This is a genomic window from Ferrovibrio terrae, assembly GCF_007197755.1.
In the GTDB taxonomy this organism is placed as follows: Bacteria; Pseudomonadota; Alphaproteobacteria; order Ferrovibrionales; family Ferrovibrionaceae; genus Ferrovibrio; species Ferrovibrio terrae.
On sequence record NZ_CP041636.1, the window covers coordinates 4,190,462 to 4,213,224 of the forward strand.

The 22,763-nt window shown below is 63.1% G+C and carries 29 protein-coding genes; 6 read left to right on the forward strand and 23 right to left on the reverse strand.

Annotated features, from left to right (window positions below):
- Window positions 1-11: 11 nt before the first annotated feature.
- Genes FNB15_RS20470 through FNB15_RS20490 form a run of 5 tightly spaced genes read right to left on the reverse strand, consistent with a single transcriptional unit; the run spans window position 12 to window position 3,738 of the window.
- Entirely contained in the window at window positions 12-1,028 is a 1,017-nt protein-coding gene (locus FNB15_RS20470; RefSeq protein ID WP_144258490.1) for a DUF6352 family protein, read from the reverse strand.
- Window positions 1,021-1,497 carry a DUF6505 family protein gene (locus FNB15_RS20475; RefSeq protein ID WP_144258491.1) on the reverse strand — a complete coding sequence of 159 codons (477 nt, stop codon included), beginning with the start codon at window positions 1,495-1,497 and terminating at the stop codon, window positions 1,021-1,023. Before FNB15_RS20475 ends, FNB15_RS20470 begins: the two co-directional genes overlap by 8 nt.
- On the reverse strand, window positions 1,497-2,219 hold the full coding sequence (locus tag FNB15_RS20480) for a biotin/lipoate--protein ligase family protein (protein WP_144258492.1): 723 nt from the start codon (window positions 2,217-2,219) through the stop codon (window positions 1,497-1,499). The genes FNB15_RS20475 and FNB15_RS20480 overlap by 1 nt, the downstream gene beginning before the upstream one ends.
- Window positions 2,216-2,842 carry a molybdenum cofactor guanylyltransferase MobA gene (gene mobA / locus FNB15_RS20485; protein ID WP_144258493.1) on the reverse strand — a complete coding sequence of 209 codons (627 nt, stop codon included), beginning with the start codon at window positions 2,840-2,842 and terminating at the stop codon, window positions 2,216-2,218. The genes FNB15_RS20480 and mobA overlap by 4 nt, the downstream gene beginning before the upstream one ends.
- On the reverse strand, window positions 2,839-3,738 hold the full coding sequence (locus FNB15_RS20490; RefSeq protein WP_144258494.1) for a formate dehydrogenase accessory sulfurtransferase FdhD: 900 nt from the start codon (window positions 3,736-3,738) through the stop codon (window positions 2,839-2,841). The genes mobA and FNB15_RS20490 overlap by 4 nt, the downstream gene beginning before the upstream one ends.
- 228 nt (window positions 3,739-3,966) lie before the next feature.
- Here FNB15_RS20490 and cobF point away from each other — a divergent pair, with 228 nt between their 5' ends.
- Window positions 3,967-4,743, forward strand: coding sequence for a precorrin-6A synthase (deacetylating) (cobF, locus tag FNB15_RS20495; protein WP_144258495.1), 777 nt, complete (start codon window positions 3,967-3,969; stop codon window positions 4,741-4,743).
- Here the strand turns inward: cobF and FNB15_RS20500 are convergent.
- The 5 genes from FNB15_RS20500 to gcvA form a co-directional block, all read right to left on the reverse strand.
- On the reverse strand, window positions 4,740-5,783 hold the full coding sequence (locus FNB15_RS20500; protein WP_144258496.1) for a sulfate/molybdate ABC transporter ATP-binding protein: 1,044 nt from the start codon (window positions 5,781-5,783) through the stop codon (window positions 4,740-4,742). The two genes, cobF and FNB15_RS20500, sit on opposite strands and share 4 nt — an antisense overlap.
- A 16-nt stretch (window positions 5,784-5,799) precedes the next feature.
- Entirely contained in the window at window positions 5,800-6,684 is an 885-nt protein-coding gene (gene cysW, locus FNB15_RS20505; protein ID WP_144258497.1) for a sulfate ABC transporter permease subunit CysW, read from the reverse strand.
- Between the two features lie 2 nt (window positions 6,685-6,686).
- Window positions 6,687-7,466: a sulfate ABC transporter permease subunit CysT gene (gene cysT / locus FNB15_RS20510; RefSeq protein WP_425460276.1), complete on the reverse strand. Its 780-nt coding sequence runs from the start codon at window positions 7,464-7,466 to the stop codon at window positions 6,687-6,689.
- 124 nt (window positions 7,467-7,590) lie between these two features.
- Window positions 7,591-8,634: a sulfate ABC transporter substrate-binding protein gene (locus tag FNB15_RS20515; RefSeq protein WP_425460320.1), complete on the reverse strand. Its 1,044-nt coding sequence runs from the start codon at window positions 8,632-8,634 to the stop codon at window positions 7,591-7,593.
- A gap of 119 nt (window positions 8,635-8,753) precedes the next feature.
- Window positions 8,754-9,743, reverse strand: a complete 990-nt coding sequence (gcvA, locus tag FNB15_RS20520; RefSeq protein WP_144258500.1) for a transcriptional regulator GcvA — start codon at window positions 9,741-9,743, stop codon at window positions 8,754-8,756.
- 256 nt (window positions 9,744-9,999) lie between these two features.
- Here gcvA and FNB15_RS20525 point away from each other — a divergent pair, with 256 nt between their 5' ends.
- A complete protein-coding gene (locus FNB15_RS20525; RefSeq protein WP_144258501.1) occupies window positions 10,000-10,185 on the forward strand; it encodes a hypothetical protein in 186 nt (61 codons plus the stop codon).
- Here the strand turns inward: FNB15_RS20525 and panE are convergent.
- The 6 genes from panE to FNB15_RS20555 all read right to left on the reverse strand — a co-directional run bounded on the left by panE (window position 10,182) and on the right by FNB15_RS20555 (window position 14,504).
- Entirely contained in the window at window positions 10,182-11,102 is a 921-nt protein-coding gene (panE, locus tag FNB15_RS20530) for a 2-dehydropantoate 2-reductase (protein ID WP_144258502.1), read from the reverse strand. The genes FNB15_RS20525 and panE overlap by 4 nt on opposite strands.
- 79 nt (window positions 11,103-11,181) lie before the next feature.
- The gene (locus FNB15_RS20535) at window positions 11,182-11,649 is read right to left on the reverse strand and encodes a hypothetical protein (RefSeq protein WP_144258503.1); all 468 of its coding nucleotides are present in this window, start codon (window positions 11,647-11,649) and stop codon (window positions 11,182-11,184) included.
- A gap of 11 nt (window positions 11,650-11,660) precedes the next feature.
- Window positions 11,661-11,960, reverse strand: a complete 300-nt coding sequence (locus tag FNB15_RS20540; RefSeq protein WP_144258504.1) for a hypothetical protein — start codon at window positions 11,958-11,960, stop codon at window positions 11,661-11,663.
- Window positions 11,957-12,280, reverse strand: coding sequence for a YggT family protein (locus FNB15_RS20545; protein WP_144258505.1), 324 nt, complete (start codon window positions 12,278-12,280; stop codon window positions 11,957-11,959). The genes FNB15_RS20540 and FNB15_RS20545 overlap by 4 nt, the downstream gene beginning before the upstream one ends.
- Before the next feature lie 95 nt (window positions 12,281-12,375).
- The gene (locus tag FNB15_RS20550; protein ID WP_144258506.1) at window positions 12,376-14,220 is read right to left on the reverse strand and encodes a sodium:solute symporter family protein; all 1,845 of its coding nucleotides are present in this window, start codon (window positions 14,218-14,220) and stop codon (window positions 12,376-12,378) included.
- Window positions 14,221-14,237: 17 nt separating this feature from the next.
- Window positions 14,238-14,504: a DUF4212 domain-containing protein gene (locus FNB15_RS20555; protein ID WP_144258507.1), complete on the reverse strand. Its 267-nt coding sequence runs from the start codon at window positions 14,502-14,504 to the stop codon at window positions 14,238-14,240.
- 171 nt (window positions 14,505-14,675) lie between these two features.
- Here FNB15_RS20555 and FNB15_RS20560 point away from each other — a divergent pair, with 171 nt between their 5' ends.
- The 4 genes from FNB15_RS20560 to FNB15_RS20575 all read left to right on the forward strand — a co-directional run bounded on the left by FNB15_RS20560 (window position 14,676) and on the right by FNB15_RS20575 (window position 17,765).
- On the forward strand, window positions 14,676-15,275 hold the full coding sequence (locus FNB15_RS20560) for a hypothetical protein (RefSeq protein ID WP_144258508.1): 600 nt from the start codon (window positions 14,676-14,678) through the stop codon (window positions 15,273-15,275).
- A gap of 7 nt (window positions 15,276-15,282) precedes the next feature.
- The gene (locus FNB15_RS20565) at window positions 15,283-16,014 is read left to right on the forward strand and encodes a 3'-5' exonuclease (protein WP_144258509.1); all 732 of its coding nucleotides are present in this window, start codon (window positions 15,283-15,285) and stop codon (window positions 16,012-16,014) included.
- A gap of 4 nt (window positions 16,015-16,018) precedes the next feature.
- On the forward strand, window positions 16,019-17,479 hold the full coding sequence (locus FNB15_RS20570) for a DUF294 nucleotidyltransferase-like domain-containing protein (RefSeq protein WP_185973642.1): 1,461 nt from the start codon (window positions 16,019-16,021) through the stop codon (window positions 17,477-17,479).
- Between the two features lie 73 nt (window positions 17,480-17,552).
- Window positions 17,553-17,765, forward strand: coding sequence for a hypothetical protein (locus FNB15_RS20575; protein ID WP_144258511.1), 213 nt, complete (start codon window positions 17,553-17,555; stop codon window positions 17,763-17,765).
- A gap of 12 nt (window positions 17,766-17,777) precedes the next feature.
- On the opposite strand, the gene FNB15_RS20580 is transcribed toward FNB15_RS20575, so the two are convergent.
- From FNB15_RS20580 to FNB15_RS20605, 7 genes are all read right to left on the reverse strand, one after another.
- Window positions 17,778-17,996, reverse strand: coding sequence for a hypothetical protein (locus tag FNB15_RS20580; RefSeq protein WP_144258512.1), 219 nt, complete (start codon window positions 17,994-17,996; stop codon window positions 17,778-17,780).
- 88 nt (window positions 17,997-18,084) lie between these two features.
- Entirely contained in the window at window positions 18,085-18,486 is a 402-nt protein-coding gene (locus FNB15_RS20585; protein ID WP_144258513.1) for an MmcQ/YjbR family DNA-binding protein, read from the reverse strand.
- Window positions 18,486-19,595, reverse strand: coding sequence for a PA0069 family radical SAM protein (locus FNB15_RS20590; protein ID WP_144258514.1), 1,110 nt, complete (start codon window positions 19,593-19,595; stop codon window positions 18,486-18,488). Before FNB15_RS20590 ends, FNB15_RS20585 begins: the two co-directional genes overlap by 1 nt.
- 57 nt (window positions 19,596-19,652) lie before the next feature.
- The gene (locus tag FNB15_RS21490; protein WP_281287789.1) at window positions 19,653-19,775 is read right to left on the reverse strand and encodes a hypothetical protein; all 123 of its coding nucleotides are present in this window, start codon (window positions 19,773-19,775) and stop codon (window positions 19,653-19,655) included.
- Window positions 19,776-19,850: 75 nt separating this feature from the next.
- Window positions 19,851-20,297: a GNAT family N-acetyltransferase gene (locus FNB15_RS20595; protein WP_144258515.1), complete on the reverse strand. Its 447-nt coding sequence runs from the start codon at window positions 20,295-20,297 to the stop codon at window positions 19,851-19,853.
- A 106-nt stretch (window positions 20,298-20,403) separates the two neighbouring features.
- A complete protein-coding gene (moaB, locus tag FNB15_RS20600; RefSeq protein WP_144258516.1) occupies window positions 20,404-20,973 on the reverse strand; it encodes a molybdenum cofactor biosynthesis protein B in 570 nt (189 codons plus the stop codon).
- Between the two features lie 61 nt (window positions 20,974-21,034).
- Entirely contained in the window at window positions 21,035-22,762 is a 1,728-nt protein-coding gene (locus FNB15_RS20605; RefSeq protein WP_185973643.1) for a lytic transglycosylase domain-containing protein, read from the reverse strand.
- Window position 22,763 lies beyond the last annotated feature (1 nt).

The window sequence follows — 22,763 nt, forward strand, 5'->3', positions numbered from 1 at the left end:
GGTGTTCCGGTTCAGCTTCCAGCATTCAGCGGCAGATTGACGATCAGGTTCTGCGGCTTCAGCCGCAGCTTACCATGATGATCCATGGCGACGCCGAGATAAACCGGCCGGCCGGCCACACGCGGCAACATCAGTGATGGATCGCGGAATTCCAGGCGAAACAGCGCCAGCACCTGCCGCATGTGATCCTCATCGACCGATTTGCCCTCGTACAGCGCATTCATGATCGCCGTGGAGGTCGTATCCAGCCCGATATGCCAGACCCAGCGTTCGTCGCGGATGGTCTGCACCGGCGACACCTGCACGGCCGCACCGGTCAGCCGTTCGACCCAGGCCTCGATCACGCGGGCGAAGGCATCCTGGCCGGGTCGCGTGAAACCGAAATCCAGCACGAAATCGTGCTTGTCGCTGCGTGCCCAGTAGTCCGGCGCGTTTTCCTTGGTGAGGATATCCATATCGACGTTGCGCAACGCCGTGCCGGACTCGGCGACCAGCGCACCCAGCGAGCCGAATCCCTTGCCGGCCGACAGCATCTCGACGGTTTCGTCGTCGGCCAGCAGCATGCGGCTGTCCTGGATCGTTACTTTCTGCACGCGAAAGAACAGTTCGGCCGCACGCGCCTGGAAGGCATTGTCGCGTCCATCCAGCAAATCGCGCAGTATCGCGGCTGCCAGATGGTCAAGGAACATGGCCGGCACGGCCGGCGCACCGTGCCTGAGCAGGCCAACATAGGCAGTTTCAAGGCTGCCGCTTTTCACCAGGTGATCACGGAAGCGCAGGAAGATCGCATAGTTCTCCTGCGCATCGGCATCGGCCAGTGCAGCCAGTTCGCCCGCCCCGACCGTGCGCAGCGGATCGCCCAGAAGGCCCGCATGCAGCGCGCGTTCGGCAGCGCAGGCCTCATCGGGCGGCGACATTTCGGGACGGCTGAGATAGGCGCGGATGAAATCGCCGCTGACACCAAGCCTGCCGTCAGGGCCGCGATCCAGCAGGTCGTAGCCGCTGCTGATCCAGAAGGCTTCAGGCATCGGGGGTGATCTCCCAAATCTTGGCATGCGGCTTTTCGCCGGGTGGCGACACGATGCGGAACTGCTCGCGGATCGCATCGCCTTCGATGAAGCGGCTTAAGCTGAGCAGCGTGTTGATGGGATGCTCGCAGAGCGACGCGGCATAGTCGATCTCTTCCTTGGCAGCCGCCTTGGCAGTAGCGAAATCCGGCGCGCCGAATTCCTGCTGCAGGTGGCGTGCGAGAGCTTCGATCACGACCTCGTAGTCTTCACGTTCGATGGAGGCAACCGTCACCAGTGTCGACCAGCCAAAACTGTCCAGCCCGAGGAAGCCGTTGGCGAAGGCCTGGCGTTCCTGCCGGTTCAGCTGTTCCGGATCGGCATCGGCGAACACAAACGTGCCCGGCACGGCCCATTCGCCCGGATCGGCCGCTTCGGCGAAGACGCGGGTGTCGGATTCGTCAAAGCGTATGGTGCGCAGCAGTTTCATCAGACAACTCTCGTCACTTCCGGCAGGCTCCAGGTCGGTCGCCGCAGCCGTTCGCGCAACGGATAGACCGTTTTCGCGCCACCAGTCTCGAGCCAAGCATCGCCATTGGCCTCGATCTTCAGCGCCTTGTCGTCCAGATCATGCAGCGCGGCGCGGCGCAGCGGCTCGAAACCCTCTTCCTGCCAGCGGTCAAGCCAATGCAGCAGATGCCGGGCGAAAGATTCCACCAGCCGCGGCACGGTGATCTCCCCGCAGCCCTCTTCCTGCAGGTTGGTATAGGCCAGTTCCAGACCCGGATCGTCGTCGTCCTCATCACCGACCATCTGGACGGCAATGCCGATCACCAGCCAGTCGGGCACATCGCTCATGCCTTCCTTCTCGACCAGCGGGCCGTGTTCGACACGCACGCCGCCAACGCAGGCGGCATTGACCAGCAAGCGATCCGGCCAGCCGATGCTGGCCGGCGTTTCCGCCGGCGCAAGTGCTGCAAAACCGTCATGCAGGCCGAGCAGCGCGGCATAGGCCAGCGTCAGCGACGGCTGAATCGGATCGAGCGGCCGCAGCACCAGGGCAGCCTCGCAGCGATCGCCGCGTTCCACCATCAGCATGAAGCCGTCTTCGGCACCCGACTGCGCCGCCTGGCAGGCAGTGGCGAAAGCATCCGAGGCACAGAGCTTCAGGCTATAGCCGGGTGGCAGATCGGGCCATTCGGCGGGATTCATGCGACATCTCCAAACTTCGCCAGCAGGTCTTCCGCAGCGGCCAGGTCTTCCGGCGCATTGGCGTTGAAAAACGGATCGACCGGCTGCGCGGCGAACTCCACCTGCACCAGTTTATGCCGCGCCGTCCAGCGGTCCACCTTGCGGATATCTTCCTCCACCACGGCGCGGCGCAGATCGTCATACAGCCGCACGGGCCAGAGGCCCACCACCGGATAGGCCTGTCCTGCCGACACCGCGCAGGCGAGATCGGCCTGCGCCTCTGCTCGCGCCGCCGCCATACGGGCGACCAGATCGCGCGGCAGGAAGGGGCCATCGCCCGGCACGGTGACTATATCGGTGACATCGGGACGGTTGGCGCGCGCCCAGGAAAGACCCGCCAGCACGCCGGCGAGCGGCCCGACGAAACCTTCGACGGCATCGCCCGTCACCGGCAGATTCCATTCGGCAAAACGCGTCACATCGCCATTGGCATTAAGGATCACGCCCTCGACCTGCGGCGTCAGCCGATCGAGGATATGCTGCAGGATCGGCTTGCCGCCGAGCTGCTGCAGCCCCTTGTCGCCGCCACCCATGCGGCGCGCAAGCCCACCGGCCAGCACTACACCGAGAATCGTCTCACTCATTCTGCGGCAGCCTCGTCGTCGCTGCCGCCCTTGCGCTGGCTGCGTTTGTCTTCATCGCCAACCGTCGAGGGATCGGCATCGAAACGCAACCGCTCGGCGCCGCTCAACGCGACGAAACGCTTGCCCTTGGCGCGGCCGATCAGGGTCATACCGATCTGGCGCGCCAGCTGCACGCCCCAGGCGGTGAAGCCCGAGCGACTGATCAGGATGGCAATGCCCATCTGCGCCGTCTTGATCACCATCTCCGAGGTCAGGCGCCCGGTGGTGTACATGAGCTTCCCGGTCGCCGGAATGCCGTGCACGCGCATATAGCCGGCGATCTTGTCGATCGCGTTATGCCGGCCAACATCTTCCATATAGATCAGCGGCCGCTCGCCCTCGCACAGCACGCAGCCATGGATTGCACCAGCTTCGAGATACAGCGACGGCGTCAGGTTGATCTGCTTCGACAGGCTGTAGATCCACGAGGTCTTCAGCTCGGCCTGCGGATCGAGCGCCACGCTTTCTACCGCATCCATCATGTTACCGAACACCGTGCCCTGGGCGCAGCCCGAGGTCTGGGTCTTTTTCTTCAGCCGCTCTTCGTAATCGGTGCGCCGCGCGGTGCGCACCACGATGGTTTCGATCTCGGCATCGAAATCGATACCGGTCACTTCGTCCTCAGGCAGCAGCATGCGCTGGTTGACCAGGTAGCCCAGCGCCAGATAGTCGGGATAGTCGCCGATCGTCATCATGGTGACGATTTCCTGCCCGTTGAGGAACAGGGTGAGCGGACGCTCGACGGGCACCCTGGTATCGACAGCACGGCCGTCCTGGTCGATCCCCTGCACGGCTTCGGTGAGCGCAGGATCGAGCGGATTCGGCTGGACAAGATAGTCGGATGGCAGCGGCTTCATGCACCCTATATAGGACAGAACTCGGCCCGTGGCGACGTGCTGCCGCCGCACCCGTTTGCGCCCCCCCGATTCCGGCGGCGCTTTGCAGAGATATGGCCTCTTGCTGGCAGGAAGAGGCGATTTATGCTCAAGTCGATATCAGGTTATGCTGCCGTCATGGACGGCATAACGCTTTGATTTCTTTTAGGCGCCGGCGTCACTCTCTGAGCCGTCGGCAACCAAGGTGCGATGAAGACCATCCTGATCATCGGCATTGGTGCCGGCAACCCCGAGCACATCACCATTCAGGCGGTGAATGCGCTGAACCGGGTCGATGTCTTTTTTATTATGGACAAAGGTGAAGCGAAAGGCTCGATGATCGACCTGCGGCGGGACATCTGCGCGCGCTTCATTACTGCCAACCGCAAATACCGCTTCGCCACGGCGCAGAGCCCGCAATGGGATCGCCACAGCGGTGAATATAACGCCGTGATCGGCGGCCTGAACAGTGACAAGCAGGCGGTGTTCGAACAGATGATCGCCGGTGAGATGCAGGACGGCGAAACCGCCGGCGTGCTGGTCTGGGGCGATCCTTCGCTCTACGACAGCACCATCCGCATCATGACGGATATCGCAGCCGCAGGACGGCAGGCCATCACGTATGACGTGATCCCCGGTATCAGCAGTCTGCATGCCCTCACCGCGCAGCATCGCACCACACTGAACACGGTGGGACAGCCGGTTGAGATCACCACCGGCCGCCGCCTGACCGAGGGTGGCTTCCCGCCCCGCACCGACAGCGTCTTTGTCATGCTGGATGGCGACGAGACCTACCGGCATTTTGCCGAGGACGACAGCCTCGACATCTACTGGGGCGCCTATGTCGGCACGCCGGATGAGATCCTGATCGCAGGCCGGCTGAAAGATGTCGCCGGGCAGATCGCACAGGCCAGAGCGGCGGCAAAGAAAACGCACGGCTGGATCATGGACAGCTACCTGCTGCGTCGCAGGCGCCAGAAGGATTAAGCGGCGAAGACCTGCGCGCGGTAAAGCTTCAGGGCGACTTTCACGCCGATGGCCAGCGGCTCTTCGTTCTGCTCTTCGCGCGTGCGCGTCAGCTCGACGATCCTTCCATCCGGCAGTTCAGCTTCGAGGCGCACGAAAGCGCCCACCGTTGAGACGAAACGGATCGACGCCTCGCCGTTTTCATCGGGCATCACCGCGAGGTCATGCGGCCGGACATAGATCCGGGCCGGGCCGTTCGGCACCTCGACGCGCTCCAGCGCCGTGGTGTCGATGCCAGGCAACAGCACCGAACCGGCCGCCACATGGCCGTCCAGCGCATTGTTGTCGCCGAGGAAGCCGCTGACGAAGGGCGTGGCCGGATTGTCATAGAGCTGGGCCGGCGTATCGATCTGTTCGATACGGCCCTTGTTCATCACCACGACGCGGTCGGCCAATTCAAGCGCCTCTTCCTGGTCATGCGTGACGAAGACCGAGGTCATGCCGAGTTGTTCGTGCAGGCGGCGCAGCCAGCGGCGCAATTCCTTGCGCACCTTGGCATCCAGCGCGCCGAAAGGTTCGTCCAGCAGCAGCACGCTGGGCTCGATGGCCAGTGCGCGTGCCAGGGCGACGCGCTGGCGCTGACCACCGGACAGCTGCGCCGGCATACGATCAGCCAGCCAGTCGATCTGCACCAGCTGCAACAGGCGGTTGACGCGTTCGCGGATCACCGGCTCGGGCAGCCGCTGCTGACGCGGACGCACGCGCAGGCCGAAGGCCACATTCTCGAACACCGTCATATGGCGGAACAGCGCGTAATGCTGGAAAACGAAACCGACCTGGCGGTCGCCCACCGAACGGTCGTTGGCGGTGACGCCGTTGAATTTGATGTCACCACTGTCGGCCCAGTCCAGTCCGGCGATGATGCGCAGCAAGGTGGTCTTGCCCGAACCGGACGGACCCAGCAGGGCGACAAGCTCGCCCGTTTTGATCGTCAGATCGACATTGCGCAGGGCGTAGAAATCGCCAAAGACGCGGGTGAGGTTGTTCACATCTATACGCATATGTCGGTATCCGTAATCATTCGCCGGCCGGTGCGGACTCTGGCGCGCGCTCGCGGCTCAGCTTCCATTCCAGCAGTGTTTTCAAGGCAAGGGTGATGATGGCGAGCATCGCCAGCAGCGACGCCACCGCGAAGGCTGCAACGAAGTTGTATTCGTTATAGAGAATTTCGACATGCAGCGGCATCGTATTGGTCAGGCCGCGCACATGGCCCGACACCACCGACACGGCCCCGAACTCGCCCATCGCACGGGCATTGCACAGCAGCACGCCATACAGCAGCGCCCATTTCACGTTGGGCAGTGTGACATACCAGAAGGTCTGCAGGCCCGAGGCATTGAGCGTGAAGGCCGCCTCCTCTTCCAGCGTGCCTTGCTCCTGCATGATCGGGATCAGTTCGCGCGCCACGAATGGGAATGTGACGAAGATGGTGGCCAGCACGATGCCCGGCACGGCGAAGATGATCTGCAGGTCGTTGTCGCGCAGCCATGGCCCGAACCAGCCCTGCAGGCCGAACATCAGCACAAAGACCAGGCCGGAGATCACCGGCGATACCGAGAACGGCAAATCAATCAGGGTGATCAGGAAGCTCTTGCCGCGGAATTCAAACTTGGTGATGGCCCAGGAGGCCACCAGGCCGAAGACCAGGTTGAGCGGCACCGATATGGCTGCCGTGATCAGCGTCAGCTGGATGGCCGAGACCGCATCCGGTTCGGTCAGCGCCTCGATATAGGCTTCCCAGCCACGGGCGAAGGCCTGCAGAAAGACCAGCAGCAGCGGCAGCACGATGAACAGGCCGAGGAAGGCCAGCGCAATGGTGATCAGAGCCGCGCGGCCAGTCCTGCGTCGCGCGCTGATGATTTCCCGGCGCTGGTTGGCGGCGATCGAAAAGAGCGTGCTCATCGCTATCTCCGCCGCTCACGTCGTTCCGCCCAGCGCTGCAGGATATTGATGCAGAGCAGGAGGAGGAAGGCGGCCAGCAGCATCGTCACGGCGATCGCCGTGGCCTGGGCGTAGGCGAATTCTTCCAGCTTGATCACGATCAGCAACGGCGCAATCTCGGATTTCAGCGGCAGGTTACCGGCGATGAAGATGACCGAACCGTATTCGCCAAGCGCACGGGCAAAGGCCAGTGCCATGCCGGTGAGCGTGGCGGGCATGATGCTGGGCCAGATCACTTTCGAGAAAACCTGCCACGGATTGGCGCCGAGGCTTTCGGCTGCGTCTTCCGACTCGCGCTCAAAGTCCTCCAGCACCGGCTGCACCGTGCGTACCACGAAAGGCAGGCCGATGAAAATCAGTGCGACCACGATGCCGGCCGGTGTGAACGCGACCTTGATGCCGAACGGCGCCAGCAATGCACCCAGCCAGCCATTCTCGGCCCAGAGCGTGGTCAGCGCGATGCCGGCAATGGCGGTCGGCAGCGCGAAGGGAATATCGACCAGCGCATCAACGATACGCCGGCCGGGAAACCGATACCGCACCAGCACCCATGCAACGATCAGGCCGAAGACCGTGTTGATACCGGCGGCAATCGCTGCAGTGCTGAAGCTGATCTTCAGCGCCTGCAGGACTCTGGGTGTCGAGATCGCCGTCCAGAATGCATCCCAGCCCAGCGTCGCCGATTTCAGGAACAGGCTGGACAGCGGGATCAGCACGATCAGGCTGAGCCAGAAAATCGTCAAGCCCAGCGTGAGCCCGAAACCGGGGATCACACTGGGCTGAGCGCGGAATGGTATACGCGATATGCTTTGTGTCACTTCAATCCGTCATTCATCGTATGCCATCCAAATCCGTCGATAGGTCGGCTCAGTTGCTCGGCTTGTAGATCTGGTCGAACACGCCGCCGTCGCCGAAATGCGCCTTCTGCGCCTTGGTCCAGCCACCGAACTGCTCGTCGATCGTGAACAACTTCACGTTCGGGAAGATCTCGGCATACTTCCGGGCCACTTCTGGATCGCGCGGGCGATAGTAATGCCTGGCAGCGATCTCCTGCCCTTCCTTGCCATACAGGCCCTTCAGATAGGCTTCGGCCACCTGGCGAGTGCCCTTGCGGTCCACCACCTTGTCGACGACGGCCACCGGCGGCTCGGCCAGGATCGAAATGCTCGGCACCACGATCTCGAACTTGTCCTTGCCGAGTTCGTTGATCGCGAGGAAGGCTTCGTTTTCCCAGCTCAGGAACACATCGCCCAGATTGCGCTGGGTGAAGGTGATCAGCGAGCCGCGCGCGCCGGTATCCAGCACCGGTACGTTCTTGAACAGCTGCTCGACGAATTTGCGGCCATCGTCGGCCTTGCCGTTCTTGCGTTCCGCATAGCCCCAGGCCGCCAGGTAATTCCAGCGCGCACCGCCCGAGGTCTTCGGGTTCGGCGTGATCACCGAAACACCGGGCTTCACGACATCGTCCCAGTCTTTGATACCCTTGGGATTGCCCTTGCGCACCAGGAACACAATGGTCGAGGTATAGGGCGAGGCGTTATCGGGCAGGCGCTTCAGGTAGTCCTGCACGATCAGGCCGCGCTCCGCGATCTCGTCGATGTCATAGGCCAGCGCCAGCGTGACCACATCGGCCTCCAGGCCATCGATCACCGAGCGTGCCTGCTTGCCCGAGCCGCCATGGCTCTGGCGCACGGTCAGCTTGCCGCCGGATTGCGCTTCCCACAGCTTGGCGAAGGCCTTGTTGTAGTCGTTATAGAGTTCGCGCGTCGGATCATACGAGACGTTGAGCAGCGTGACATTTTTGCCCTGCGCAAAGGCAGCGCCCGCTGCGAGCGGAACAGCCAATGCCGCAACTGCGACAGCCAGCACTGCGCGGCGGCCGATGGCATTTCGAGACAGGAATTTCAGCATGGCACCCTCTTTCGTGGATTTGGTCATGCTCAATCTTGTCATTGGTTCCACAAACGACAATTGAAAGGAATTTGCCGCATCCGTAAACCGCGCTGTTCCGGCTGCAGTATACAACATTCTCAGCGCACCGCCGCCACATGCGGCAGGTTTTCGTTTCCGGCCTTGTTAGTCTCGTTGGAGGCTTCGCTGCGTAACCAGGCGGCAAATGCCGCTACCTTGGGCAGTGACAGCAGGCGATGCGGCGCCACGATATAGTAGGCGAAATCCACCGGCTGCGGAGCTTCGAACAGCTTCACCAGCCGCCCTTCACGCAGATCGTTTTCCACCAGCGTCGCCTTTGCCAGCGCCACGCCGCTGCCCTGGATCGCCGCATCCAGCACCAGGCTGGACTGCGTGAACCGTGGACCGCGCGCCACATCCACGCTCGTCGCACCGCGGGCGCGCAACCAGGCTTGCCAGCTTGGGCAGGTCGGATCGCTGTCGGGACTGTCGTCATGCAGCAAGGTAGTGGTCGAGAGATCCTTGGGCTGCTGCAACCGCTTTTCCTTCAGCAACACCGGGCTGCAGACCGGGATCACGGCTTCGGACAGCAGATGCTCCACGGCGAGATCGGGGTAGCTGCCTTTGCCATAGCGGACGGCGATATCAACATTGTCGCTGGTGAAGTTGCTGAGCTGCGTGGTGGCCGCCACGCGCACGTCGATATTGGGATGCAGTTTCTGGAAGCGATCCAGCCGCGGCATCAGCCATTTCACCGCAAAGGATGGCGCCACACTCACGGTCAGCACGCTGGCCTGGTTCAGGCCTTCGAGTTGCCCCACGGCTTCGCTCATCATCTCGAAGCCACCACGGATGCCCGGCAGGAATGTCTGGCCGGCATCGGTCAGTGCGATGCTACGGCCGGCGCGGCGGAACAGCGGCACACCCAGATGCGCCTCGAGTGTCCGGATCTGGTGGCTGACCGCCGCCGGCGTCACGCAGAGCTCGTCGGCCGCCTGCACGAGGCTGAGATGGCGCGCCACGACCTCGAAGGTGCGCAGCGCCACCAGCGGCGGCAAACGGCGCCTGGAAGGCCGGCCGGCAGCAATCCCGTCTGGGGCGAATGTCATAACCTGAACTTGGCGCATGTTCCGATCCGAACGTCGCAAGGCGCCAAAGATAGCAAATCAGTAGTCTAAGTGTATATCATAATGATATACATATAATTTTAGTTATTATATTTTCCCGATATTCCGGCCTTCCAAAACCCGGATGTGCCGATCCGCAAAAGACATTCAATCGACAGCGGGGCCGAATCCGCCGACTTTGTCGACGCGCGTCGATATCGCGCCGCCTGCATCACGCCCGTCAGATCCGGAGGATGCCATGACCAAGCCCCCTGTTACGGACCGGCTCCGCGCCGAACATATGAACGGTTGTTGCGATAACCACAGTGACCTGTCGCTGCCGCGCCCCATTTCATGCCTGGGCGAACCTGACGACATCGCAAACGACAACACGCAGCGCTGTCGCCGCTCCGGTGTCGCGATCGACCCGATGTTTCTGAACTAGGCTGCCCGACGGCTCTGATAGACACAGAGATTGGCGTAGGCGAGTGATAGCAGTGGCATGGCAATACCGGCCTGCTGCGCCCGCCTGAGCAGGTCGCCGACAATCTGGTCGGCTTCCACGGCTGCGCCCTTCTGCAGGTCGCGATACATCGACGAGGTATGCGTCGAGCCGACCTTGGTCAGCGCCTCACGCGTGCTGGCTACGAAGCTCTCGCTCGGGGCCTTGCCGACCGCGCGGACGGCACCAACCACTTCATCGACGATGGCGGCAGAGAAGTCGCCTCCGCCCGGCGCGGCCGCCACTTCGCCCACCGTGCCGCGCATCAGGCAGCAAATGCCGCCCAGCGCCGCCAGCAGAGTCCACTTCTCCCACATCTCGCGTTCGATCTCCGACGTCAGCTTGGCGTCGAAGCCGGCATTTTTCAGCGCGGCATCCAGTGCGGTGATGCGCGACGACGTGCTGCCATCCATCTCGCCATAGGCCAGATCGTGGAACTTGCCCATCTGGATCACACGGCCGGCGTCATCCAGTTGCGCCGGGATGCGGCATAGCCCGCCAACCAGCGTCTGCGCACCGAAGCGCGCCCGGATTGCCTCGACATGCCGCATGCCGTTCAACACCGGCAGGATCATGGTCTGCGGGCCGATGGCGGGCGCCAGATCTTCCAGCGCGGCCTCAAGCGAATAGGCTTTCACCGTCAGGATCACAGCGTCATAGGGGCCCCTGATCTGCCCCGCGGTCACCAGCTTCGGTGTGCAGGTGAAATCGCCATAGGGGCTGACGATCTGCAGGCCATTCTCCTGCAGCTGCGCCGCGCGGCCGGGCCGCACCAGAAAGGTGACATCGCGGCCGGCCTGGGCCAGACGACCGCCATAATAGCCGCCGGTCGAGCCGGCACCGACAACCAACAGACGCATATTTCCCCCACATCCTTGTCACTGACACTCACCTACCGCATTGGCAGAGCGGATCAAGTGTCGCAGGGCGACCATCCGGCTAGGGACCGGCCCACCAGCCGATCAGGCTGCCCACTGCGCGCCCGGCCCACGAGGGTACACCGCTCGCGCTGCCCCACCAGCCTCTTGCGCCGGACAGCCAGAACAGCAGCGCGCAGAGCCAGAAACCGCCCGCAGCGACAGCGGCGTAAAGCGCGTAACGCAGATAGACGTCGCGCAGCGTCACCGTGATGATGCGCTGCGCCACTTCCGGACTGAGGTCGATCCGGCGGTCAAGCAGGATCCATACCTCGGTTTTCTTGTACGACGCACGCGTTACGTGCCCCGCCTTGAGCAGGAGCACACAGGCAGTGATCATGGTGAGGATGGCGCCGGACTTGAGCGACTGGAACGGCTCCGAGATCAGCCCGATCATCACGCACCAGATTGCCAGGGCCGCGAAGAAGCAGCCGCGTCCGACCGACTGAACCGCCAATGCCCGCACCCTTTGCTCGACGGGCTCGGCCATGGCGACTCCCGTCAGAGCAGTCCGGGCAGCGTCAGCAGGATAGCTGCGCCCAGCCAGATGAACATGGAGGTCTGATCAGTCTCTTCGCGGCCGGTCAGACGTTCGAAAATACCCGCCGGCACTGCCGACAGCATCAAAGTGGTGACCGAGACGATCAGAGAGGTGCCATAGAGCAGCACGATGCGGGTTGGCGGAACAAATTCCGGCAGCCAGACCGGCGCCATGATGAAGACCAGCGGCACCATGGGCGAGATGAACCCGTTGAGCAGCGTTACGCCCAGGATACCAACAAAGATGGTTTGCGGAGTCATGAGGCGGCCTGCACGAGGCTGGGCGCCATGCCGTTGGCGGCAAAGATGAAGTGCGCAACATAGCGCAGGGCGAATGCCCAGAAGGCCGTGACCAGCGGCACAAACCGCAGGCCGATGAAACGCGGCGTGATCCAGTCGGTCAGCCAGACCGCCCAGTTGGTCAGCAGACGAAAGAACTTGAAAATGTAATTCGGATGATCCGGCGGCAGGAAACCCGTCATCAGGAAGCGGCCGATGCAGGTCCAGCCGATCAGTGCAAGGCCGTAGCTGACTGCCCAGTACGGCAGGTAACTCCAGAAGAAATCAGGCTGGGCGGTCATTGGAATCCAAGAAAAAAGCTGACTACGGAGAGCACCCTACAAAAGAAAACGGCGGGGGCCAATGGCCCCCGCCGCTCTTACCGTTAAGCCACGACTTAGTGACTGATGGCGTCCGAGGCATTCGCCAGCTTCACGTCACCCTTCGGCACGCGGATGCTGTCGATGAAGTCCTGCATCTCCTTCGACGGGGCCGCGGTCATCAGACTGACGACATAGGTCACGATGAAGGCCGCCGGAATACCGAACAGGCCACAGGAGATGTTCTTGACCCCGAACCACAGCGGCATGCCATAGAACTGGGTCATCACCAGGTAGTACACGCAGACGCCGTAACCCGCGATCATACCGGCAACGGCGCCGGTATTGCTGGTCCGCTTCCACCAGATACCCATCACCAGCGCCGGGAACAGGCCCGAAGCAGCGATCGAGAAGGCCCAGGCCACCATCGCAAGGATGGTCGAAGGCTTCGTCGATGCCACATAGGCCGAGGCGATAGCCACGATGATCAGCAGCACACGGCTGATGATCAGGCGCTTCTTCGTCGCGGCATGCGGGTCGATCATGCGGTAGTAGACGTCGTGGCTGAGGGCGTTGGCGATGGCGAGCAGCAGGCCATCGGCCGTGCTGAGCGCTGCCGCCAGACCGCCGGCCGCAACCAGGCCCGCGATGACATAAGGCAGACCGGCGATTTCCGGCGTGGCGAGCACGATGGCATCCGCCGCGATACGGAACTCGCTCAGTTGCAGGATGCCGTCCGCGTTACCCTTCACGCCCTTGCAGAGGGCGAAAATGGTGTCCGCGTTGGCCGCATCGCAGGCGCCGACCAGACCGATCGCCCCCCACGACTGCACCCAGCTCGGCAGGGCCGTGATCTGCTGGCCGATCACGTTCTGGTACACTTCCAGCTTGGCGAAGGCAGCATAGGACGGCGCGGTGAAGTAGAGCAGGAAGATGAAGAGCAGGCTCCATGCCACCGACTTGCGGGCATCACGCACGCTGGGCGTGGTGAAGTAGCGCATCAGGATGTGCGGCAAAGCGGCCGTACCCACCATCAAGCACAGGATCAGCGCGAAGAAGTTCATGCCGTCCGTGAAGTTCATCACGCCCTTGGCGTCGGCAAAGGCGGAGGTGTGTACCTTCACCACCCCCAGGGCCGGCTCCAGCGCCGCGATCTTCTCCAGCGCCTGACCATACATCAGCTGCGGGATCGGAACGCCCGTCACCTTGGCCGACATGATCACAACCGGGATCAGGTAGGCGATGATCAGGATGATGTACTGCGCCACCTGGGTCCAGGTGACCGCGCGCATACCGCCCAGCATCGAGCAGACCAGGATGCCCGCCAGACCGACGAAGACCGCCAGTTCGAAGGAGATACCCAGGAAGCGCGAGGCGATGATGCCGACGCCGAAGATCTGCGCCGTCACGTAGGTGAACGAAGCCGAGATCAGCACGATGACGCCGGCAAACCGGGCAAGGTTGCCGCCGTAACGGGCGCCGAGGAAGTCGGGCACCGTGTACTGGCCGAACTTGCGCAGGTACGGCGCCAGCAGGATCGACACCAGCAGGTAACCGCCGGTCCAGCCGAGCACGAAGGCGAGACCGTCGTAGCCGAGCAGGTAGAGCGAACCGGCCATGCCGATGAACGACGCTGCCGACATCCAGTCGGAACCGGTGGCCATGCCGTTGTAGAAGGCAGGCACCTTGCGGCCGGCGACATAGTATTCGCCCATTTCCGCCGTGCGCGAGATCACGCCGATCAGCGCGTAGACACCGATGGTCAGGAACACGAACAGGTAGCCGATGACCTGGTTGGAGACGCCCATCTGTTCAAGGATGGCGAGGAAAATCACGAAAGCGGCAAAGCCGCCCGTGTAAATTCCGTAAATCTTGCCGAGGTTGTTAATAAAACCCCCGCCGCTTTCACTATTGTTTGCCATGGTGGCGTTCCCCCTCTTTATTCGTCTTCGGCGACGCCGAACTCTTCATCGATGCTGTTCTGTTTCGAAGCGAACCAGAAGAGCGATACGACGAAGGCGATCAGCGAACCCTGAGCGGCCATGTAGAAGCCGAGCGGAAAACCGATGATGCGGATATTGTTCAGCTGCGGTGCGAAGAAATGCACCACGAAACCGAAGAAGAACCAGATGCCCAGCATCGTCCACATGAGGCTGGATGTTCTGGCCCAATAGGCCTTAGCCTTTTCCGGAGTTAGGTCTGACATGAAGCGCTCCTGCCCCTTGTTGTTTATGATATCGTTACGTCCGGCGACGCGGTTTTTACGCACGAACCGGCTTCAGGCAGTATACGGGCGGCGTTTTCTGGGGACCCATTAGACCAAAGGCTAAATCCTTATAAGGGTTTGTTTACGCGGATTATGCATCAGGGGGGCGTTTTGCTGCATCGCATCAAAGAGTATTTCTTTCCACCTTCGGTTTCGACTCGCAGTGATCTGCGGGCCTTCGTTGCCGGGGAAGCCAGCTATCTGACCCAGAAGACCGTGATCGGCTATTGCCGGGTCAAGACCATGCTGGACTACGAGAAGTTGCTGACTGAACCCGCTTTCCGGGAGGCCCAGGAGAATTGCCGCTGGGAAGCCTATGCCAGCACGCTGAGCGATATCGTCATCATGGTCGAGGGCTGGCTGCGACCGGAGAATGCCGGGACGCGCCGGCGCGTGGCCGATTCGCTGGCTACCCTCTACGTCACCATCCTGACCGAAGAGTTGCCGGCGCATCGCCAGACCTGGGCCGACCGTATTGAAGCTTTCAATATTCGCTTCTCCCAGACGCGGGAGGCCGAGCCGCAGGCGCCGGAAAAGCTCATCACCGGGTCAGCGGCGCTGATTCACGAACTGGTGCCGATTGCCGACCGGCTGAAGCGCAACGACCGCGAGGTGATTACCGGCGATCTGAGCCTGCATATCCTGGCGGCGCATGCCTCGATGCTGAAACGCTTCCGCCGCGACGCGCTGGTGGCGGCGCTGACGCAGTGAGGCCGGCATGCGGCGGTCGCTGATCGGCAGCGTCAGCCATATCCTGGCCCGGCTGCGCAGCGCCGCACCGTCGCCACCGGCCTTCACCCTGGCCGACGACGAACCGCTCGCTACGTTGCCGGCCCTGCTGTTCGATACCGAAACGACCGGTCTGGATGTGATGCGCGACCGCATCATCTCCATGGCCGGCCTGCCCTATCACGGCGGCGGCGCCGACGACGCACCGGCGCTCGACCTGCTGCTGCATCCCGGTATCCGTATCCCGAAAGCCTCCACCGCGATCCATGGCATCGACGATCGCATGGTGGCCACGGCACCTGCGCTGGCCCTGTTGTGGGGCAGCATCCAGCATGCGTGGCAGGGCCGTGTGCTGGTGGGCCACAATATCGGCTTTGACATCGCCCTCCTGCAGCATGAGGCATCGCGCTATCGCCTGCCCTTCCATGCGCCGGCCGGTGCACTCGATATTGGCCTGCTCTATGCCGGGCTGAAGCCGCGCGTCGCGCATATCACGCTGGAGCGCATCGCCGAGGACTTCGCCGTGTCGCTGGAAGGCCGCCATTCCGCCACCGGCGACGCCGAAGCCGCGGCTGGCATCTGGCAGCGGATGCTGCCGGCGCTCGGGCGGATCGGCATCGCTACGCTGGGTGATGCGCGACGGCTGATGCAGCGCCAGCGCGATCTGCTGCATGGCCAGGACCGCGCCGGCTGGGCACTCGACTTGTTGCTGCCGCGCTGACGCCATGATCACACCAGGACCCGCCCTGCCCGATCTTGAACCCTATCGCCGCCGCGTCAGCGCGGTGATGCGAAAACCCGTGAATGACATCGCCGACAACGCCACGCTGGCCGAAATCGCCCGCCATATGAGCGACAGCGCTCATGGCGGGCTGCTGGTGCGCGACCGCTTCGACCGGCATGTCGGCATCCTGACCGAGCGCGATGTCACCCGCGCGCTCGGTCGCGACGGCGCCGCCGCCCTGCAATTGACCGCCGCCGACCTGATGACCCGCAGCATTGTCGCCATCCACGAAGGTGCTTTCCTGTTCCGCGCCATCGGCCGCATGCGTCGGCTGAACCTGCGCTACCTGCCGGTGACCGACAATGCCGGCCGCTTCACCGGCATGCTGACCGCCCGCACGCTGCTGCGGCTGCGCGCGCAGGACTCGCAGATGATTGCCGACGAACTGGACATCGCGCAGACGGCCGACGAGCTTGGCCATGCCCGCGCCGCCCTGCCGCAGCTTGCCGCCACCCTGCTGGCGGAAGCTCCGGATGCGCCTGCTGTAGCCGCCGTGATCTCCGGCATCTATGCCGATATCACGGCGCGCGCCGCCGCCATCGTCGAAGCGGAATTCGACAGGGCCGGAGATCCGGCCCCCGCACCCTGGTGCATGCTGATCCTCGGTTCCGGCGGGCGCGGCGAAAGCCTGCTCAAACCCGACCAGGACAATGCCATCATTCATGCCGGCAGCAGCGAGGACGATGGCTGGTATGCCCGCATCGCCGAACGCATCAATGCCCTGCTGGATGCTGCGGGCGTGCCCTTCTGCAAGGGCGGCGTGATGGCGAAGAACACCGCCTGGCGCGGCGCGCAGGGTCAATGGCGCGGTCGCGTCACCGAATGGATCGGCCGTCATACGCCCGAAGCGCTGCTCAATGTCGATATTTTTTACGACCTGCAACCGGTCTATGGCGCACTGCGCCTGGGCGAAGCCCTGCGTTTCGAGGCGCTGGCCGCGGCACGCAGTTCGCCGGTCTTCCTGCGCCTGCTGGCCGAACAGACCGCGCAGTTACAACCTGCGCTGAATTTCTTCGGCCGGTTGAAGACCGACGATGATGGCCGCGTCGACCTCAAACGCGGCGGCCTGCTGCCGCTGGTCAGTGCCGCGCGCCTGATGGCGCTCAAACTCGGCACACCCGCCACCGGCACGGCCGAGCGCCTGCGCGCCGTCGGCGCGGCCGGGCTGATCGGCGAAAGCGACATCACCGGGCTGACCACAGCCCATGCCCTGTTGCTGGAAATCATCCTGCGTCAGCAGATTGCCGATCTGAAGGCCAGCCGCGAGCCAGGCAGCCGCATCGATCCGGCCAGCCTGACCCACCTGCAGCGCGACCGGCTGAAGGCAGCGCTGAGGCATGTCGCCCTGCTGCCCGACATGGTGCAGGACGTGCTGACGGCTTCAGCCGGCAAAGATGCCTGACGGGATTGTCTCACATCAATGAATTTGCCATCGGATATGCCATCCTCCAGCACCCGACAAGCTGGATATCCTTATGAGCACCTGGGAAATCGTGAACCGCCACGTCGAAGCCGTTTTGGCTGAGGCATTAACGACAGGCATACCGCCAGAAACGGTTGCCAGCACGCTGATTACGGAGGCGATACGTATTCTGAAAACCCGTCGGCCGGTAAACGACATTCGTGCCGAACTACAATTCGCGATCGAGAATCTTGTGGACCGCGACTATGAATTCATGCGGCCCTGAGTGGCCGGATCTTCAACCCTTGCGCCGACCTGATTCCACCTGCACCACGCGCATGAACAAGGTGCGCGGCGGCATCTGGTCGAGGCCAACCTCGCCCACCGGGTGAACGGCTGCCATCGTGCCGGCGGCGCCCGTGGCGAAATTGTCGTCGAACATGGCGTCGATGCTGCGTTCGATGCCCCGGAAGGGATTGAGACTGCGGCTGAAGGGAGTGAATTCGTCCTTGGCCATGGGAGGGCTCCGGCAGACAGAACTGGCTGTCGGACGAACGCGGCAAACCCGCCGGCGTTCCGTTGCGCTGTAAAATAATCAGCCGGGCTCACCCCGCGTCGAGTCGGGCTACCAGCTTCTTCGGCGCGATCAGGCGGTAGCTGCGACGCACCAGTTCGGCCACGTCCTTCCAGTCAGCCTTGCGATCCAGCCACATGCCGACCCAGCCCTTGTGACCCAGATAGGGCGGCACGAAGAAACGGTCGGGATCGGCCTGCACCAGCAGTTCCTGGCTGCCCTCCTGCGCCTTGCACCAGACCGCGTCGCGTTCGTCGATGGCGCTCTGCAGGGCGAAGATCTTGCCGCGGATCCGATAGGTCGGGATGTCCCAGGTTTCGCGCTCCTCGGACTCGGGCAGCGCCAGGCAGATGGCGCGCAGCCGGTCGGTCGGTCCACGCGGCTTCAGCTTGCGGACGTCGTTCTTCTTCGGCACCTGGTATTTCTTCGCCATCAGAATAGCATCCCCTGCCGGTCATCCAGCGGTGGTGCGCGGAACAGGTCCTTGCGCAGACGCAGACGCCGCTCGTTAAAGCCGATGCGTTTGATCGCCTTGCCGAAACGCTGCGCGATCAGGTCGGCATAGGCGCCCTCGCCACGCATGCGTCCGCCGAAATCGGCCACGTAATCCTTTCCGCCGCGCGACTCCTGCACCAGCTTCATCACCTTGGAGGCGCGATCAGGATAATGCTCCTGCAGCCATTCGCGCCACAGCTCCTTCAGCTCGTACGGCAGGCGCAGCAAGACCCAGCCGGCTTCGCGCGCACCCGCCTGCCATGCGGCTTCCAGCAGGTTTTCCAGCTCCATGTCGTTGATCGCCGGAATCATCGGCGCCGTCATCACGCCGGCCGGAATGCCGGCCTCGTTGAGCAGGCGAATGGCTTCCAGACGCTTGGGCGGCGTCGAGGCCCGGGGCTCCATTTTTCGCGCAAGCTGCCGGTCCAGCGTGGTGAGCGACAGGTACACCTTCACCAGATCCAGTTTGGCCATTTCGGACAGGATGTCGATATCCCGCGTGACTAAATGGTTCTTGGTGACGATGCCGAGCGGATGGCGGGTTTCCAGCAGCACCTGCAGGATCGAGCGCGTGATCTTCTGGTCGCGCTCCACCGGCTGATACGGATCGGTGTTGGTGCCCATCGACATGGTGGCGACGCGATAACCGCTTTTCGCCAGTTCCTTGCGCAGCAGGGCTGCGGCATCGGGTTTGATCACGATCTGCGTTTCGAAATCCAGCCCGGGTGAATAGCCGAGATAGGCATGGCTCGGACGTGCGAAACAGTAGATGCAGCCATGCTCGCAGCCGCGATAGGGATTGATCGAACGATCGAAGGGAATGTCGGGCGACTTGTTCCAGGCGATGATGCTGCGGCTGCTGTCGAGATGCAGCGTGGTGCGCAGCGGATCGGCGGTTTCCAGATTGTCCCAGCCGTCATCCTCGCGTTGCCGGGTTTCAGTGTCGTAACGGCTGCGCACGGCAGACACCGCCCCGCGCCCGCGCCGGGCGTCGGGATGCGCATGGTCAGCCGCCGTGGAAACCGCTCGATCCGTGAATTTCGCCATGGCCACAACAATAGCGCGACCATGAGAACATTTCAAGAACCAGGGTGAGCGGTGTTTTTAAAAGCGGAACATCGAACCGACGCGGCCGCCGCCCGAGCCGCCATTTTCACTGCCGCTGCCATTCAGCGAGGCGTTGCTGTTGGCGCAGCCGCCCATAACCAGCAAAACAGCGCAAATCATCAAGGATCTGGTAACAGTCATTGTTTCAATTCTCCCCGAGTGATGACCGAAGTATACGTTCGGCGGCTCGGATGGTCAAAGTTCGACGTTGTAGCGGACGAAAGGAGCGCGCTTGGCGACCCGCTCATAGAGCCGTCGAGCTGTGCCGTTGAACTCCTCGGTCTGCCAGTAGAGCACGGCGGCACCCTTCGCCCTCGAGGCCTCGGTGACGGCCGCGATCAGGCGGCGGCCGATGCGTTTGCCACGCGCCTCCGGCACCACGAACAGGTCCTGCAGATAGACATTGCCGCCCATATTCCAGGTGGAAGCGTGCAGCAGGTATTGCACCAGGCCCAGCGCACGCTCGCCTTCCCAGGCCATCAGCCCCTCGATTGCATCTTTCGGATCGTTTAGGCGCGCCCAGGTGAAATCGGTGACGGCCCCGGGCACGGACTTTTCGTAGAAGGCGAGATAGCCGAGCCAGAGCGGCTCCCATTGCGCGCGTTCAGAGGCGGCAACCGGACGAATAACGATATCGGACATGGAGGCGGGATTCCTTCGGATCAACTGTAATCCGATTACCCCGGTGCCGGCCCCAGGGTAAGCACCAGTTCCGGCAAATCCGATGGAGCCAGTTCTACAGGATGGCTTACTGGCCGCCGCCGCGCCGCTCATGTTCGCGCAGACGCGGAAACAGCTCGACGAAATTGCACGGCTTGTGCCGGTAGTCGAGCTGGTCTTTCAGGATCATGTCCCAGGCATCGCGGCAGGCGCCGGGCGAGCCGGGCAGCGCAAAAAGATACGTCCCACGCGTGACGCCGGCGGTGGCGCGCGACTGGATCGTGGAGGTGCCGATCTTCTGGTAACTGAGCATGCGGAACAGCTCGCCAAAGCCGGGGATGCTTTTCTCGTAGATGCCCTCGAAGGCTTCCGGCGTCACGTCGCGACCGGTGACGCCGGTGCCACCGGTGGCCAGGATCACATCCACCGTTTCGTCGTCGATCCAGTCGTTGAGCTGGCCCTGGATCTCTTCGACGTCGTCTTTCACGATGGCGCGCGCCGCCAGCTGATGCCCGGCCTCGGTCAGCCGCTCGGCCAGCGTATTGCCGGATTTGTCGTCGTCGAAGCTGCGCGTGTCCGATACGGTCAGCACGGCGATGCGCACCGGCACGAACAGGCGCTTACCCTCGGTATCGATGAAGGATTGGAGATCGGTCATGGCGGCTCCCGGGACTGAGACGCATTTAAGTTAGGATGAGGGGCGCCGCACGGCTAGGCGTTCAGTTCTTTTTATCCGCGCGCTGGTCGCCCCGATCCAGCCCGCGATAGAGCGGCCATTCGCCGGTCATGGCGGCCGCCAGAGAATTATCGCTCTGGCCAATACGCGAACGGTAGATCCAGTAATTGGTCAGCACGCGCTGCACGAAAATCCGCGTCTCACTAAGCGGAATCGTCTCGATGAACAGGAACGGATCGTTCGCCGCCACATCGGGATTGGCGCGGATCCATTTCTGCAGGTTGCCGGGGCCGCCGTTATAGGCAGCGGCCAGGTGGAACAGGTTGCCGCGGATCATCGGCATTTCCAGCAGATGCTGCAGATAGCGCTGGCCCAGCTCGATATTGTATTCCGGCGCGAACAGCTTATGCCGGCCCTTCTTGTGCCGCAGGCTGCTGTCACCCGCCACCGCACCCGCCGTGCGCGGCATCAGCTGCATCAAGCCGGTCGCGCCGGCCGTGCTCATGGCACGCGCGTTGAAAGCACTTTCCTGCCGCATGAAGGCGAAGACCAGCGCGCGGTCCACGCTGAAACCGCCTTCCGGTTCCCAGGGCGGCAGCGGATACAGCGCGTGATCGTGGCTCTCGCCCTTCACGTTGTACCAGGCGATGGCGATACGCATGGTGGAGGCCGGCGCCTGCATGCGGCTGACGAGGCCGAGCAGCGCCGAGGCCAGATCATCGCTCGCCTGGGCGAACAGCCGCGTCACCTCGCGGTCGGCCGGCACAGCCTCGCCTACCTCCGACAGCGCCAGCGCGCGGCGGATGGCGGGAATGTCTTTCAGTCGGCGGATTTCATCGGCCGACAACGGCGGCGGCGTCCAGGCAAAGGGCTGGTCGGTGCCAAGCTGCGACAGGCTGAGCTGGCCATAGAACGTGCGTTCTTCCTTGGCGCCGACTTCGAGCAGGCGGATCGCCTCTGACGGCTGGCGCAGGCGCAGCATCACGCGTGCGCCCCACCAGGCCCCGGCCGAACGGTCCCAAGCCGTCGCGTTCTTGGAGAAAGCGAGATTCTCGAAATGATGTGCCGCGTTGTCGTAGCGGCCGAGACGCCAGGCTGCCAGACCGGCGATCCAGTCGGTATCAGCCACACGGGCACGCGAACGCTGGGCTGCGGGCGCCGCCAGCACCAGCGCCTTTTCGTCGTTGCCTTCCAGCACATGCAGCCAGGCCAGCCGTTTGCGCCACTCATCGTATTCGGACGCACTCACCTTGCTGCGGATATCGGGCCTGTTCAGAAACGCTTCAGCCTCGCCGAGCCGCTCACGCTTCAGCAGCGCGGCGTACTGACCGGCGGCCTGGCTGATCTCGCGCGCATAGGCGGGATCGCGGTCACGCGGCTGCGTCCGGCGGCGCGTGGTGGCGACAAGGCCGGGATCGCCGTCATAGTCACCCACTTCAACGCCGATCGGCGCCGGCGGCGCCTTGTCCTTGCGCGGCTTCTTGCGCATTGCGATGCCGTAGACCTCCTCGGCGCCCGGATGGTCGCGATACTGCTTCAGCCAGGCGAGCAGTTCGGGATACGAACTGTTGTAGGCGGTGGGATGCAGATAGCGCTGCTGCAGCACATGGCCGAGTAGCAGCTTGTCGGAAAGCTTCGCGATCTCGCGATCGGCTTTCGCCCAGTCCTGATCGGCCTGATATTCAAAGATGCGTTCGTAGCGGGCGATATCGTCGGCGCGCAGCACAGATGGCAGATCGGTCTGCGCCGCAGCCGGAACCGCCGCAGCCAAC